14 protein-coding genes and 1 other RNA gene are annotated in these 15457 nt (G+C 54.8%); 12 read left to right on the forward strand and 3 right to left on the reverse strand.

Going from position 1 to position 15457, the window contains the following annotated elements:
- Window positions 1-240: 240 nt before the first annotated feature.
- The gene (locus tag A3193_RS04185; protein WP_069014156.1) at window positions 241-2730 is read right to left on the reverse strand and encodes an ABC transporter permease; all 2490 of its coding nucleotides are present in this window, start codon (window positions 2728-2730) and stop codon (window positions 241-243) included.
- The gene (locus A3193_RS04190) at window positions 2727-3419 is read right to left on the reverse strand and encodes an ABC transporter ATP-binding protein (protein WP_069004942.1); all 693 of its coding nucleotides are present in this window, start codon (window positions 3417-3419) and stop codon (window positions 2727-2729) included. Before A3193_RS04190 ends, A3193_RS04185 begins: the two co-directional genes overlap by 4 nt.
- On the opposite strand from A3193_RS04190, the gene A3193_RS04195 reads away from it, so the two are divergent.
- The 4 genes from A3193_RS04195 to A3193_RS04210 all read left to right on the forward strand — a co-directional run bounded on the left by A3193_RS04195 (window position 3418) and on the right by A3193_RS04210 (window position 7812).
- On the forward strand, window positions 3418-4068 hold the full coding sequence (locus A3193_RS04195; RefSeq protein WP_069004943.1) for an arylesterase: 651 nt from the start codon (window positions 3418-3420) through the stop codon (window positions 4066-4068). The genes A3193_RS04190 and A3193_RS04195 overlap by 2 nt on opposite strands.
- 82 nt (window positions 4069-4150) lie before the next feature.
- Window positions 4151-4247, forward strand: an RNA gene (ffs, locus tag A3193_RS04200) — signal recognition particle sRNA small type.
- Window positions 4248-4359: 112 nt separating this feature from the next.
- On the forward strand, window positions 4360-6231 hold the full coding sequence (locus A3193_RS04205; RefSeq protein WP_141694579.1) for an ATP-binding protein: 1872 nt from the start codon (window positions 4360-4362) through the stop codon (window positions 6229-6231).
- 222 nt (window positions 6232-6453) lie between these two features.
- Complete coding sequence (locus A3193_RS04210; protein WP_069004945.1) at window positions 6454-7812, forward strand: sigma-54-dependent transcriptional regulator; 1359 nt, start codon at window positions 6454-6456, stop codon at window positions 7810-7812.
- A gap of 15 nt (window positions 7813-7827) precedes the next feature.
- Here the strand turns inward: A3193_RS04210 and A3193_RS04215 are convergent, their stop codons facing one another.
- Window positions 7828-8532: a DUF3581 family protein gene (locus A3193_RS04215; RefSeq protein WP_069014157.1), complete on the reverse strand. Its 705-nt coding sequence runs from the start codon at window positions 8530-8532 to the stop codon at window positions 7828-7830.
- Between the two features lie 155 nt (window positions 8533-8687).
- Between A3193_RS04215 and hspQ the strand changes: the two genes are divergently transcribed.
- The 8 genes from hspQ to A3193_RS04255 all read left to right on the forward strand — a co-directional run bounded on the left by hspQ (window position 8688) and on the right by A3193_RS04255 (window position 15344).
- The gene (gene hspQ, locus A3193_RS04220; protein ID WP_235614894.1) at window positions 8688-9020 is read left to right on the forward strand and encodes a heat shock protein HspQ; all 333 of its coding nucleotides are present in this window, start codon (window positions 8688-8690) and stop codon (window positions 9018-9020) included.
- 59 nt (window positions 9021-9079) lie between these two features.
- A complete protein-coding gene (locus tag A3193_RS04225) occupies window positions 9080-9529 on the forward strand; it encodes a DUF3465 domain-containing protein (RefSeq protein ID WP_069014158.1) in 450 nt (149 codons plus the stop codon).
- Window positions 9530-9623: 94 nt separating this feature from the next.
- Window positions 9624-10136: a paraquat-inducible protein A gene (locus A3193_RS04230; RefSeq protein WP_235614895.1), complete on the forward strand. Its 513-nt coding sequence runs from the start codon at window positions 9624-9626 to the stop codon at window positions 10134-10136.
- Entirely contained in the window at window positions 10133-10600 is a 468-nt protein-coding gene (gene ybaK / locus A3193_RS04235) for a Cys-tRNA(Pro) deacylase (RefSeq protein ID WP_069014159.1), read from the forward strand. The genes A3193_RS04230 and ybaK overlap by 4 nt, the downstream gene beginning before the upstream one ends.
- Window positions 10597-12003 carry a pectate lyase family protein gene (locus tag A3193_RS04240; protein ID WP_083218297.1) on the forward strand — a complete coding sequence of 469 codons (1407 nt, stop codon included), beginning with the start codon at window positions 10597-10599 and terminating at the stop codon, window positions 12001-12003. Before ybaK ends, A3193_RS04240 begins: the two co-directional genes overlap by 4 nt.
- Before the next feature lie 89 nt (window positions 12004-12092).
- Window positions 12093-13175 (forward strand): 3-deoxy-7-phosphoheptulonate synthase, encoded by a 1083-nt coding sequence (locus A3193_RS04245; RefSeq protein ID WP_275937314.1) that lies wholly within the window; start codon window positions 12093-12095, stop codon window positions 13173-13175.
- 135 nt (window positions 13176-13310) lie between these two features.
- The gene (locus tag A3193_RS04250; protein WP_069014160.1) at window positions 13311-14078 is read left to right on the forward strand and encodes a hypothetical protein; all 768 of its coding nucleotides are present in this window, start codon (window positions 13311-13313) and stop codon (window positions 14076-14078) included.
- Window positions 14079-14465: 387 nt separating this feature from the next.
- On the forward strand, window positions 14466-15344 hold the full coding sequence (locus tag A3193_RS04255; RefSeq protein ID WP_069004950.1) for a hypothetical protein: 879 nt from the start codon (window positions 14466-14468) through the stop codon (window positions 15342-15344).
- The last annotated feature ends 113 nt before the right edge of the window (window positions 15345-15457 follow it).

The following is a 15457-nucleotide window of genomic DNA, read 5'->3' on the forward strand; positions in this document are numbered from 1 at the left end:
CTGTGTATGACCCAAACTTCCAAACTGATTTCAATTGTAAAAGTGTGTGATATCGCACATAAATGGGAAATTCGGCCCATTTTCATGTGGGTGGATCCCTACCCATATGGGTTATAGGGTGTAGATTCCTACGCGGATTGGTGGCAATTCACGACATAGACCTGGTTGGCCCTGAAAATTCACAGAAATGTCATAGATTTGCAATCATTCTGCTGAAGCTCGAAGTAGTGGGTTTGCCGATCAAGCCCGCCGTAAAACCAGAATCGGTGGGGTGTTGAAAAGCGACCAGCTGGCCAGCGTGCCGGCGGCTCCGATTCCGATCGCTCCACCGAAGATCGCGACCAGCCAGAGCTGGGGATTGAACTGCCAGGGCAGATTGAAGACGCCGGTTGAGAGGCTGTAGCCAATACCACTGGCAAGTCCGGCGGAGATCAATCCCGCCAGTCCACCCAGCAGGGCAAACTCCAGGGTGATCGAGAGGATCAGCTGCTGCCGGCTGAGCCCCAGGGTACGTAGAATGGCGGTCTCCTGAACCCGCTGTTCATGACTCGCCTGGATGCCGGCATAGAGTACGATCAATCCGGCAGCCAGGGTAAACAGGAATACCGACTCCACCGCCATCGCGCCCCGATCCATAATCCCCCGGACCTGTTTCATCAGGGCGGTGACATCCAAGGCGGTGATACTCGGGTAGTTGTGAATCAGATTGTGTAGCACCGTACGCTGCTCATCCGGCAGGTAGAAGCTGGTGATGTAGGTGGCAGGCAGGTCCCGCATCAGCCCTGGTGTGCCGACCACAAAAAAGTTGACGTTGAAGGAGTCCCACTTGACCGACCTGAGATTGGTCACCTTGCCGCTGACCTGCTGCCCTGCCACCTCAAAGGTCAGTTGGGCTCCGATGGGGATGCCGAGGGTTTCGGCAATCCCTTCCTCCACCGAGAACCAGGGCTCCCCCCAGTCAGCCTGCGACCACCAGCGACCTGCAACGATCTTGTTGTCGGTCTGCATGTTGGTGGCCTGGCTGAGATTGAAATCCCGGGTCGCCAGTCGTTGCGCTCTGGGGTTAGGGTAGTCGTCAGCGGAGACCGCTTTGCCATCGATGCTGATCAGACGTCCCCGCATCATCGGATAGAGCCCGACCGATGGGATGCCGTTCTGTTGTAGATGGTTCCTGACCCCATCCACCTGATCCGGCTGAATGTTGATCAGAAACTGATTGGGGCTGTCCGCCGGCAGGGCCTCCCGCCAGTTGCTCAACAGATCGACTCGTACCAGGGCCAGTACCAGCAGCACGGTCATACCCAGACCGAAGCCGCTCAGCTGGACGCTGGTGGTAATCGGATTGCGTGAAAGACTGGCCAGGCCGTAACGCCAGGATCCCGCCGTACGGGTTCGCAGTGGCGTCAGCAGGGTGACCAGCAAACGGGCGATCAGCATCAACAACAGCAGCCCGGCCAGCAGGCCGCCGATCAGTTTGAATGCCATTTGGTCATCGCCGATCTGCCAGATCAGCAGGGTGGCCAGGGCGGCAACCCCGGCGGAGATGAACAGCAGATAACCGATCGGCGGTGCGCCCAGATGGCGCCGGAAGACCCTTAACGGGGGAACCTCGGCGAGCCGGGTCACCATCGGCAGTGAGAAACCGAGCAGCACCAGGATGCCGGTGGCCACACCCGAGAGCAGCGGCCAGGGTGAGGGGGCGGGGATCTGCTGGGTAAACCAGTGACCCACCAGTTCCACCAGCAGGGTCTGAGCCGCCAGCCCCAAGAGACTGCCGAACAGGCTGGCGATCACTCCCAGGCCGAGCAGACGAATGATAAAAATCTGCAGTACCTGGTTACGTTTGGCTCCCAGGCAGCGCAGCAGGGCGCTGGTGTCCGCTTGTCGCTCAACGAAGCGCCGGCTGGAGAGGGCCACTGCAACCACACAGAGCAGGATGGCGGTGGCTGCGGCCAGACGCAGGAATCTGCCACCCTGGTCCAGTGCCGCACGCAGCTCGGGACGGGCGGCGCGGATGTCCTGTACCTGAATACCACTGATCTGTTGTGCATCCAGCCAGGTTCGGTAGTCACTGATCTGAGCTGGGGTGCCGGCAATGAGTAGATTGTGTCTTACCCGGCTGGCCGGTCCCAGCAGGCCGGTTTGTTGCACATCCTGTTGATTGATCATGACTCTGGGTGCGAGCTGAAACAGGTTGGCCGATCGGTCCGGTTCATAGGTGATGATGCGGCTCAGGGTGAACTCAAGCTGGCCCAGTTTGAAGCGGTCGCCGATCTGCAGTCCCAGCAGTGGCAGCAGCCGCTCTTCGAGCCAGGCCTCACGGGAAGCAGGCAGATCCTGCGCATAGCGGGTTGTGCCGTTGACCTGATCCCTGACCTGCAGTTTGCCTCGCAGCGGGTAGTTCGCCGAGACCGATTTAACCTGAACCAGCTGGCTGTTGCCGTTGTTCAGTATCACGCTGGGAAAGCTCAGGGTCCTGGCCTGCCGCATCTGACGACGTTCTGCCTCGGTGCTGAGTAGATCATCCAGAGGGCGATTGCTCTCGATTCTCAAGTCGGCGGCCAGCACCTCCGTTGCCTGGCGGGCCATCGCCCGTTCGATGCGATCCGTGAAGAAGCCTACGGCGGTAACCGAGGCGACCGCGATCACCAGAGCGGTGGCCAGAAGACGCAGTTCACCGGCACGCCAATCCCGGCGCAACAGTTTCAACGCCAGCATGAAAGGGTTCATCGATCAATCTCCAGGCAGCCCTCACGCAGATAGAGCCGGCGGTCACAGCGTTGAGCCAGCATCTCATCATGGGTGACCAGGATCAGTACCGTACCGCTCTGCTCCTGCAGTTCGAACAGCAGTTCCGCCACCTTCTCACCGGTGTGGGCATCCAGGTTGGCGGTCGGCTCATCGGCAAACAGCACTTTCGGACTGGGGGCAAAGGCCCGGGCCAGTGCCACCCGTTGCTGTTCGCCGCCGGAGAGCTGTGAAGGGTAGTGGGTCAAGCGCTCTGCCAGACCGGCTTTGGAGAGGGCATTCCTGGCTGCCTGTTCGGCATTGGCATGGCCGGCCAGCTCCAGGGGCAGCATCACATTCTCCAGCGCGGTCATGCCGCTGAGCAGCTGAAAGGATTGGAACACAAAACCCACCTGACCGGCCCGTAATGCGGCGCGTCCATCCTCATCCAATCCGCCCAGGGTGGTGCCGAACAGGGTGACATCACCCGCGGAAGCCTCATCCAGACCCGCCAGCAGGCCCAGCAGAGTCGATTTGCCGGAGCCGGAAGCACCTAGGATCGCCACCGCTTCTCCGGCAGCGACTTCCAGGTCGATCTGTTGCAGAATGTCGAGTCTGCCTTGGGAGGTTTCAACGAACTTCATCAGCCCTTTGGCGGTCACAGGATGAGAGTTGGGAGATGTCTGCAACATGAAAAGATTCCTACGGAAATTGTTACTCTTTTTGTTTCTGTCTCTGCCGGTTGTCACTCTGGCACAGACCACACTGTTGGTGGTTGGCGATAGTCTCAGCGCCGGTTACGGTGTCACCACCGAGGTTCGCTGGGTCAATCTGCTGTCGCAGCGATTGAACTCCCATTGTGGCCCGTTCCAGGTGATCAATGCCAGTGTCTCCGGCGATACCAGCCAGGGCGGCCTGAGTCGTCTGCCTGCACTGCTGTCGAAGCATCAACCGACCCTGGTGATCATCGAGCTGGGTGGTAACGATGGCCTGCGGGGCATCAACAGCCGGGCGATGCATGACAATCTGTTGGACATGGTCAAGCTCTCCAAGCAGGCCGGTGCGGCGGTGCTGTTGTTGGGGGTTCGCTTGCCTGCCAACTATGGACCGGAGTTCACCAATGCCTTCCATCAAGTCTATTATGATGTCTCGGAGGCGGAATCGGTTCCCCTGGTTCCCTTTTTTCTGCAGGGGGTGGCGCTGGATATGTCACTGATGCAGAACGATGGCATACATCCCAACGACAAAGCACAACCGATCCTCAAGGATAATGTTTGGGCCGGGCTCAGGCCGTTGTTGAAGGCGGTTGGTTACGTCAAGGATACCTGCCTGCAGCCATAGTTGACCGGAATGAATCGGCTTTAGACTTTTTTCCATGGCAATTATCGGTATAATCCCCCGTCTCACCTTTTATGGCGGTTGGTATCGGTCCCCCCGCAACGAGAAGCTGTGAACCCCGTCAGGCCCGGAAGGGAGCAGCGGCAGCAGTGGCATCGTGTGCCGGGGTGTGGCTGGTACCCACTGCCACCCAATTCCATAATCTATCTGATGACCGGCCATCACTCCGGTGAAGCATCTGGCATTGGTTATTAACCCGGCATCTTAAGAGTGAATAGGCTATGGTTAACTGTTGTGGAAGTCTCATATAAACCCTTCACAATTTGGCACTATCTACCGCGCAGGAAATGGCTCATCGTACTCTTGGTAGTGTTCGCCTATGCACTGCTGCTGTGGCAGGTCACTGATTTAGTACGTCATCGTGTCCAACAGGAGATGTTGGCTTCCGGTGAGCGCCAGCTCAATATCTATGTCAACAATCTGCAGGCTCAACTGGAGAAGTATGAGTTCCTGCCTGAGTTGCTCTCCACCAATGCGCCCCTGGTTGAGCTGCTGAAACGTCCCGGTGACAAGCAGCGCATCGAAACACTGAATCGCTATCTGGAGACCATCAATACCATCACCAATGCCTCAGACACCTATCTGATGGACAATGAAGGTTTGACCATCGCCGCCAGTAACTGGCAGTCGGAAAAGCCATTCGTGGGACGTAATTTCAGTTATCGGCCCTATTTCAAGCAAGCGATGCAAGGGCAGCTTGGACGCTACTACGCTCTGGGTAGCACTTCAGGCAGACGGGGATACTATTTTGCCTACCCGGTACGCCATGAGGGGGGTATCCTGGGTACGGTAGTGATCAAAATCGATCTGACCATCCTGGAGCAGCAGTGGCAGGGACGTGACACTGAAGTGATCGTTACCGATCCGGAAGGGGTTATCTTCATCACCACACGGCCCGGTTGGCGGTATCGCAGTCTCTCTCCATTATCCCTCGAAGAGCGGCAACGTATCCGGGAGAGTCGGCGCTACTCGGGCGCATCGGTTGAACCGCTGGATGTGACCTATCGGGAGCAGTTCTCCGAGTCGGCTCAGCGGATCGACATCAGTGGGCAGAAGCGGCGTTCGAGCGAGTCCTATATGATACTTGCCCAGTCGATGCCGGAAGCCGGTTGGCTGGTACATCTGTTGAAACCAATGAAAGAGATTAAACAGGAGGTGCTGCATGCCATCGGTGCCAGCAGTTTTGCCTTTACCGTATTACTGTTGATCGGCCTGGTGATGTCGCAGCGATACCGGAGAAACCGGGAGAGGGCCCACTATGAAGCGGAAGTCAACCAGTCTCTGCGGGAGGCCAGGGACCGGTTGGAGCAGCGGGTTCAGGAGCGGACCGTGGACCTGCATCAGGAGATCGAGGAGCGAAGGCGTACCCAGGAAGCTCTGCAGGAGACCCGGGATGAGTTGATCCAGGCGGCCAAGCTGGCAATGCTGGGGCAGATGTCAGCCAGTATCAGCCATGAGGTGAATCAGCCCTTGGCGGCGATCCGTACTTATACCGACAATGCCCGTCTGCTGCTTGAACAGGAGCGTTGTGCCGATGTCAGCTGGAACCTGGAGCAGATCTCCGAGCTGATCGAGACGATGACCCAGATCAGCTCTCAACTGAAGCTGTTTGCACGCAAAACCGACGGATCGAGACGGCCGGTTTCCATGCATAACGTGATTGAGTCGAGTAAACGCATCCTTCATCCACAACTGCGCAAGAGCAGTACCGAAATAGAGTTCAAGCTGGCCAAAGTGGATCCTTTGGTGATGGCCGATCCGGTACGTTTGGAACAGGTATTGGTGAATCTCATCGCCAATGCGATGAACGCCATGGAAGATCAGCAGAACCGTTGGGTTTCGATCGAGATGGCGAGGCAGGGTGAGGATCTGAAGATCGACATTCTGGACAATGGGCCGGGTATTCCCGCAGACCACCTGGAGCGGATTTTCGATCCATTCTTCACCACCAAGGAGAGTGGCTTGGGTCTGGGCCTCTCCATCTCCCATCACATCATAGAAAGCATGGGTGGTACACTCTCAGCTCAGAACAGTCAAAAGGCCGGAGCTATGTTTACCCTCCGTTTGCCGTTGGCGGAGCATGTGGTCGACAGCGACGGCACATAAACGGGATAGGTTCTGTGTAAAAAAGCGTCAATCAAGGTGCGGGGGAGAGAAGATTGGTAATTTCAGATAGGCGACAACGCACGCAGCATGCAACTTCAGGTGAGAACCAAAAGGCTGATGCAGTCTCTACCTCCTGTGGCGTTCTGATTCGCTTATCCTGTTTTAGGAGCGGGAAATCACTCCCGGCAGAATTCAACGGCGTGGCGATAACAGGGGGTGACCATGTCGAGTAAACCGCCTGTTCTGTTTATTGATGATGAGAAACATATCCGCATCGCCAATACCCAGACCATGCAATTGGCAGGCTTTGAGGTCAACGCCATGGAGCGTGCCGACAAAGCGCTGCCGATGCTCTCCTACGACTGGCCCGGGGTTGTGATCTGTGACATCAAGATCCCCGGCATGGATGGCATCGAGTTTCTGCTCAAGGCCCAGGAGATCGACCGGGATCTACCGGTGATCCTGATCTCCGGGCATGGGGATATCGCCATGGCGGTACAGGCGATTCGTGACGGCGCCTACGATTTCATTGAAAAACCGTTTGCTGCGGATCAGCTTGTGGAGACAGTGAAACGGGCTCTGGATAAGCGCGCCCTGACACTGGAGAACCGATCCCTGCGCCAGGAGCTGGACGCCCAGAACAATACCCCGGGACCACGTATCATCGGGCGTTCACCGGCGATGCAGCGCCTGCGTTCAACCATTGCTCAGATCGCCGACACCGATGCGGATGTGCTGCTACTGGGTGAGACCGGAACCGGTAAAGAGCTGGTGACCCGTTCGCTGCACGAGCACAGCCGCCGACGGGAGTACAACTTTGTTGCGGTGAACTGTGGTGCGGTACCGGATAACCTGATCGAGAGTGAGCTGTTCGGACATGAACCCGGCGCGTTCACCGGGGCCAAGGGGCGGCGCGTCGGGCGTTTTGAACACGCCAATCACGGCACCCTTTTTCTTGATGAGATCGAAAGCATGCCGACACCAGTTCAGGTTCATCTGCTGCGGGTATTGCAGGAGCGTGCGATCGAGCGTCTTGGCTCCAATGCCCTGATACCCCTCGATCTGCGGGTGGTGGCGGCAACCAAGGTCGATCTCAAGGCGGCCAGTGAAAGGGCGGAATTCCGTGAGGATCTCTACTATCGATTGAACGTGGTGACCTTGGAGATACCGCCGCTGCGTGACCGGCGGGAAGACATACCGCTGCTGTTCCACCATTTTCTGCTGATGGCCGGTGCTCGCTATCGACGTGAGGTGCCTCAACCCAACAGTGAGCAGATCCGGTTATTGCTGACCCACCCCTGGCCGGGTAACGTGCGTGAACTCTGCAACATTGCAGATCGCTATGTGCTGCTTGGTGAGAATGTGGGGTATGACCTGAATACCCTGATGCAGGAGGTGGACAACGAAACGGCGATCACCCTGCCGCAGCAGGTTGACTGTTTCGAGAAGAGTCTGATCAAGCAGCAGCTTGAAATCCAGAAGGGTAATTTGAAAAACACCATGGAAGCGCTGGGGATCCCACGTAAAACACTGTATGACAAGATGCGCAAATATGGTCTGGATAAGAGTCACTACAAATAGTGACACCGGGATTGGTTATGAGCCGTATGCCTGTTTATAACTGTTGTACTGATCGACCACTTTCTGCATATCCTCTTCCTGATAGGCACGCAAACCGCGTAAGGCCATGTGCTTGGCCCCGTGTCCCACTTCGCGGCCGTTCTCCATGATGTGGAATTTAAGCTCCGCCATCGCCTTTTTACCCTGAACCTCAAGAGTGGAGCCGGTTGATTCCAGCAAAGGCTGTTGGATGTGGAGTGTATTGAGGCTGATCTCCATGCTCTCATACATCACCAGCGGGCGACCTGGATTGATCATCACGTTCTGCTCAGCCATCAGCGGAACCAGCAGATGGGGAAATGTCCTGCCGGAGAAGGAGACGTAGCTCTGAGTCAGATTACTGATCAGCTGATGATCCTGGCTGAGCGGTCCCTGACGTTGGATTGAGAGATATTTTTTACCCTCATCGTCGCTGATATCGATCTTCTCACCGGCTGAATCGGAAAAGATCAGCTGGCTGTCAGTAACCATGCCGGCAAAATGGAAACACATCTTCTGGCTCAGGCCGAAACGATCCAGAGCCACCGCAAACAACAGATCCCCGGGCACACAGAATATTTTTGCGTCAATGTCGTGCAAGGGATTGAAATCATTGGCTATTTCTTTAGCGAATCGACTTGCCTGTTGACGGGAAAAAGCAACTTTGTCGCCTTCGGTTGTAAAATATTCGGCCAAAATCATGGTCTAACAATGCCTTAAAACAAAATTGTGGGCGATCATAACACAATTGTAACAATCCACCGGCAGGCCAGTGATGGCCCGGGGTTGGATTTCTAGGTAATATGAAATGCAACTGCATCGATACGGATGCACACGAACAATCATGGGAGCCACTCTTGTCAAACTCTGAAATTCAGACCGGTCAGGCAAAATTCGGTGTGGGGAATCTGGTGCATCACCGTCTCTTCAGCTACCGGGGCGTGGTGGTGGATATCGATCCCGTCTTCATGCTCTCTGACGAATGGTATGAACAGGTGGCCAAATCGAGACCACCAAAGGATCAGCCCTGGTATCGGGTGCTGGTGCACAACTCCAGTGATGAGACCTACGTGGCGGAGCGCAACCTGACCCATGATCTGGAAATGGAGCCGATTGAGCATCCTCAGCTGAACACCTTTTTTACCGCCTTTGAAGGCGGTCGCTATGTCAGCGGCGAACCCATGAACTGAAGCTTTCTGGCAACTCCCTTTCAATCCCGATCAAATCCACTCGAAACCGGATATCCGTTGTGTCTCAACTGAAAAATATTGCTCTACTGGTACTGCTGCTGGCTGCCGCCTATTTTGGTTTGTGGACACCCAATGAGCATGACACCACGGCCTCCGTCGAGTCGAAGCAGGATCTCTCTCAGGATCAGATTGAGCAGGCTTTTCGCAATCGTGCCACAGATCTGCAGCTGACCCTTGAGGGTCGGGTGAAGCGGGTGTTGTCCGACGACCGGGAGGGTAGCCGACATCAGCGTTTTATCATCAACGTCGAGTCCGGACGTACTCTATTGGTAGCTCACAACATCGATCTGGCGCCACGGGTGAAGAACCTCAAGCCGGGAGATCGTGTGCAGATTCATGGGGTGTATGAATGGAACGAGAAGGGGGGTGTGGTGCACTGGACCCATCACGATCCTCAAGGGCGACATCAAGGAGGCTGGATAAAACATCAGGGTCGAACCTATCAATAACGCATCAGCGATCGGTTGATGGATCGATCTTGAGCCTGAGTCAATCCCGGCATGGTGCCATCGAAGGGGCGATAACAGGCCCGGATTAATAGCAATGCAGGTTGGAACAGAACCACAAGCAATGGAAATTCCTTTGGCGGCAGCCCGTCGGTTGATGCTGCTGTTGCTGGTGAGCAGCGGTTTGCTGATCGCCGGTCTATGGCTGCCGATGCTGACGCTGACCAAGTTTCTGTTTATCGCCAACTCCTTCTCGGTGATCTCCGGTGTGGTGGAGCTATACAAGCGGGATCAGTGGTTTCTGTTCGTTGCGGTGGGCCTGTTCAGTGTTTTACTACCGCTGTTCAAACTGATGTTTCTGTTTCTACTGTTACGCAGTCGACAGATTGGTTCAGCCCATTTTCAGCGCTGGCTGAAATGGATGCACGATTTTGGCCGCTGGGCGATGCTCGATGTGATGGTGGTTGCGGTGATGATTGTCACTGTCAAGCTGGGTGTGGTGGCTGAGGTTGAGATACATAACGGGCTCTATCTGTTTGGCGGCGCTGTGCTATTGATTATGTATATCACCCATCAGGTGGTTGTCTATTTCGAGAGGGGCCAGCAATGACACCCGCTGTGAAAATGGTCAAACATGCCGGCATTGCCTTCCAGACCCACAGCTATCAGCATGATCCTCAACACGACTCCTATGGAATGGAAGCGGTGGAGAGACTTGGACTGCCAGCGGAGCGGGTCTTCAAAACCCTGGTGGTCTCAATCGATGGTGGTGGGCTTGCGGTTGGTGTGTTGCCGGTTTCAGCAAAACTTGATCTGAAGGCCCTGGCCAAAGTCCTGAAGGTCAAGAAGCTGGCCATGGCCGAACCACGTGCGGTGGAGCGCAGCAGTGGTTATGTCCTGGGTGGTGTCAGTCCCCTCGGTCAGAAGCGAAAGCTGCCGACAGTCATCGATCGTTCAGCGGAACAATCAGCCACCATCTATGTCAGTGCAGGCAAGCGTGGGCTTGAGATCGAGTTGAGCCCTGACGATCTGGCGAACCTGTTGGATGCAACCATGGCAGCGATCACAAAATGAATCCAGCTTACCGAACGCCCCACGATAAACTTTTCAGTAGCAGGTTTTTTCTGCCTCTGTTTGTTCTGCTGTTGTTGCTGCCATGGCTTGGTGAGGCTTCCGAGTCGCTGCCCGCTTTTCCCGGAGCTGAAGGTTTCGGTGCCGTGTCGGTCGGTGGGCGGGGTGGAAAAGTGATCCGGGTAACCAATCTGAATGCCGACGGACCAGGCAGCCTGCAGGCGGCAGCGTCGGTATCCGGTCCAAGAATTGTGGTCTTCGATGTGGCCGGTGTGATCCGGGGGGATCTGCAGATCAAACATCCGAATATCACCATTGCCGGTGAGAGTGCGCCGAGTCCTGGCATTACCCTGGTCGGACGGATCGTTGCCCGGCCCCAAAACGGGCAGCGGCTGCACGATATCGTGATTCGGTTTCTACGCATCCGCCAGAAACCGGTCCGCGGTCATACCGGTGATGTGATTCAACTGCCGAAGTCGGAACGGATCATACTGGACCATCTCTCCCTGGCCTGGGGAAATGATGAACTGATCGATATCATTCACTCATCTGAAGTAACTGTACAGTGGTCTACTCTGGAAGAGTCCGACCCGAGCGGCCACAGCAAAGGTGAAGCTCATAACTTTGCCTTGCTCAGCGCCTATCCGCTGAGTGGCAATATTTCAATCCACCACAATCTGTTCGCCCACAATTCACGAAGAAATCCATCCCTTTCACCCTATGTGGAAAACAAACCGGCGGATTTCAGAAACAATGTGATCTACAACTTCAAGCAGGGATTGGGTCACGATGGACATAAGCCGGCTGCCGGTATCAACCTGATTGAAAACTATTACAAGCGGGGACCCAACAGTGAAAGTATTGAACTGTTTGAGTTCAGTGATCAGGGTAAATATTTCCTGAAGGGGAATCATCTGGCGGATTTTGGACCGGTCAATCGGCCCGGTGATGTGGGTTTTTTCTCCTCGTTTCGTATTGGCGTCAGTCGTCAGGGTGAGTTGCAGGAGAACGAATTTCCAGTCGCGACTGTCCAAACTGATGATGCGGTCACGGCCTATCTGAAGGTGCTTTCCCTGGCCGGATCATTTCCCAGGGACAGAGTCACCCGACGCACCGTTCGTGAAGTGATCACCGGCACCGGCAGTTGGCGCAGAGGCGGACCGGCCGAACCGGATGATGATTGGTTCCTCTCGGGTATGCAGCGACAGAGCAAGCGCGAGGACCGGGATGGGGACGGTATGCCGGATCAATGGGAACAGCAGAAGGGATTGGATCCAGATCGTGATTCAGCCAATCAGCTGATGGCCAACGGCTACACAGCGATTGAGGTCTATCTTCATGAAAGGGCAGAGTTGCTGATCAAGGGGCCACGGGAGAGGGGGACGATCGAGTTGGCCATCGACTGATGGGGCGTGATGAAGACGACATTCCGAGTCACCGGCTTAGCTACTCGATATCGTTGATCTGATGAGATAACAAGCGTGGGCAGATCGATATGAGCGAACAACAAATGGATGAATTACAACGGGTATCGGATCTGAGAGTCTCCAGTGTTCAGCCACTGATACGACCCTCGGAGTTACTCGAAGCGATGCCTGTCAATGCCCAGGTCTATGAGCATGTGATCAGGGTGAGGCAGGCGATACATCAGATTCTGACCGGGGTGGATCAACGGCCTTTGGTGATCGTCGGTCCCTGTTCGATCCATGATCCCGATGCGGCCATGGCTTATGCGCAACGATTGAAACCGGTTGCTGAGAGTCTCAGTGACCGGATGATGATCGTGATGCGGGTCTATTTCGAGAAACCCCGCACCACCATCGGCTGGAAAGGGCTGATCAATGATCCGGAGATGAATGGATCATTCGATATGGCAAGAGGATTACGACTGGCCAGACAGCTGCTGCTGGATATCAATCAGCTGGGGTTGGCCACGGCGAGTGAAATTCTGGAGCCCTTTACACCCCAGTATATCGGTGATCTTCTGGCCTGGGTGGCAATCGGTGCCCGTACAACCGAGAGTCAGACTCATCGGCAAATGGCCTCCGGACTCTCCACGCCGGTTGGATTCAAGAACTCCACCGACGGCAATACACGGGTGGCGATCGATGCCATGTTATCGGCAGCAAATCCACATACCTTCCTCGGTATCAATGAGTCGGGAGAGACCTCCATTGTCGCCACCACCGGCAATCGGGATACCCACCTGATACTGCGTGGCGGCAGCCAGGGAGAGAACTACGATGAGTCCGAGGTGGTGAGTGTCGCTTCAGCCTTGCAGGAGGCTGGGTTGACTCCCAGATTGATGGTGGACTGTTCGCATGCCAACAGCCGAAAAAACCATATGCGTCAGGTGGTGGTCTGGAGTGATCTGATCAAACAGATTGTTCAGGCCAGAGAGAAGGGGGCCGGGCAGTCGATGATTCTGGGTGCGATGCTTGAGAGCCACCTGAATGCCGGTCGTCAGGATATTCCTGAGGATCTTTCTGACTTGCAGTACGGGGTATCGGTGACAGATGCTTGTATCGACTGGCAGACGACCGAACAGTTGCTGCGGGAAGCTTATGAACAGCTTTAGGGGCTGATGGCAGTCAGCATCTCCACCATTGAGAGAGCGCTTTAATCATCCCGTCCTATGCGGGGGCCCAGACAAACCAAGTAGAAGATTCCGCGTTTCAGCGGAATGATCGACTATTATCCAGGGAAAGCTGATATGTCCGAGCAATTGAAAACCGATCTGCAAACAGTGCAAGCGGCACGGGTGTTTTTTGGTCACCAATCCGTGGGCAACAACATCATCAGTGGATTGCAGCAGCTTGCACAAAAAACGGGGTTTGATCTGAACATTGTGGATCTTGGTTCCATTGAGTCGGAGAGTCAGCCGAGCGGACTGGTGCATGGGCCCATTGGTGAAAATCGCAAGCCGGTCAGCAAGTGCCGGGACTTCGAGCGGGTCATCGATCAGCAGCTGTCGGATAAAGTCGATTTTGCCCTGTTTAAATTCTGCTATATCGATGTCAACCGAAATACAGACATTGATAATCTGTTCCGCGTCTATCGTTTTACCATGGACCAGTTGATGGATGATCATCCGCAAATTCGCTTCATCCACAGCACCATACCTCTCAGATGCAGTCCGAGCACTCCGGGTGTCCGATTGAAAGAGCTCGTCGGTAAACTGTTGGGTAAGAAGAACAACAGCAAACTGGATAACTTTCAGCGCAATCAGTACAACCGGTTACTGGTCGAAACCTATGGGCAGAGTCAGGTGGTCGACATCGCCGCTGCGGAAGCCACGGGCAGCAATGGCCGTCGGGAGTCCTTCAAAATGCATGGAGTGGCCAATTCTGCTCTGCTGGAAGAGTACAGCTCCGACGGTGGACATCTGAATGCGTTGGGGCAACGTCGTGTAGCCCAGTCTTTCATACATCAACTGGCCGATATAATACGCACTTCAACCACTGAACCGTCTGCTGGATAACGGCATGCCCGCACCGATCTCCGGATCGTGATGATCACTCCGTCTGCTCAACTGATCGCATTGAGCAGGCCGCCTCAACCAATGAATTTTCAATACTTTTCGAAAGGTCGTTTGGGAACCTATTTCATTTAAGCGGCCGGTTGTTTTGCCGCTACAATTTATGGACCAGTTAAAAAACAATCCATCAGTACCTGCTGCCCATGTAGCACGAATAAGAGGCATCAGGGCCAATGGGAGTGGTACTAACAGGCCCAAGTAGAGAGAGGCAGCTTGCAGAACCAACAGAGTGTATCCGGATTAAGCCTTTTGATGTGCTGGTAAAGCACATAAAGCCTTGTTCGGTTAAGGGGTTTTGCAGTTCAACATCGCAATGGGAAAGGAGCCGAGATGTCTTCAAACGATCCACTCAACCAAACCATGCAGAATGATATTGCCAAGTTAGAGGGCAAACGCAAAATCCTTCAGCAGATTGTTGAAATCACTAATGCTTTAGAGAGTATGCAGGAGAGTCTGAATGCTGTATTGGTATTGGGTGTTGCTTCAAAGGATCTGCCCGAAGATGCCCTGAATCTCTACAGTTCCCTGAGTGACAGTCTGCGCAATCTGCCGATCAAACAGGTCCAGCTCTATTACAGCAACCTGGAGACCCTCATCAAGAGCCAGCTGGAAAAAATATTACAATATTCCGGGCTGGACTACTCCAAGGATGAGAACATCGAATTCATCTCCCTCTCCAGTGACGATGAGGAGGCCACTGCGAGCCCACTCGATATGCTGGATGAGTTTAAGCGCACGGCTCAGACAGCCGTATCGATGCGGGTACTTCTACGCAAACGGGGCGTACCCACCCCAGGCGCGACCATTCCAGTCTCTCCCCAGGTGATTAAGAGTCAGCTGGTCGATCTGGATAACCAGGAGAAACAGCAGAGGAAACAGGCTGAAGAGAAAATCGAAGATATGAAAGAGGATGTCCAGGGAATGCTGAACAATCCCGACTACCCGGATGGCATGAAAGAGATCCTGAAAGGGGTCGTGTCGAACCTGGAGCAGGATAAAAAGCTACTGTTGGCCGGTGCCTCCCTCTGTAAGCTCAGTTTTGTCGCAGAGGCTGAAGAGATTGTGGATGTACAGGATGTCGAGGTTGAAGAAACCATCGAGATAACCGCGGTAGCGGAGCCGGCTGAAGAGTCCGGATTTTCAGAACGGGCCAGTCGCTGGCTTAACAGTCCCTGGGATGTCTCTTGGAAAGATACGGCAGATCAGTAGCTGTGGTTTGAGAGAGTTAAACATATTGGTTGATATCCTGATCGTTAGCTGAGCAGCACCGTCCCAAGACGGCAGATGACAGATTATTAACCGCGACTGGTTTAAGGTCTTTG

The sequence above is a fragment of the Candidatus Thiodiazotropha endoloripes genome, from assembly GCF_001708965.1.
In the GTDB taxonomy this organism is placed as follows: Bacteria; Pseudomonadota; Gammaproteobacteria; order Chromatiales; family Chromatiaceae; genus Thiodiazotropha; species Thiodiazotropha endoloripes.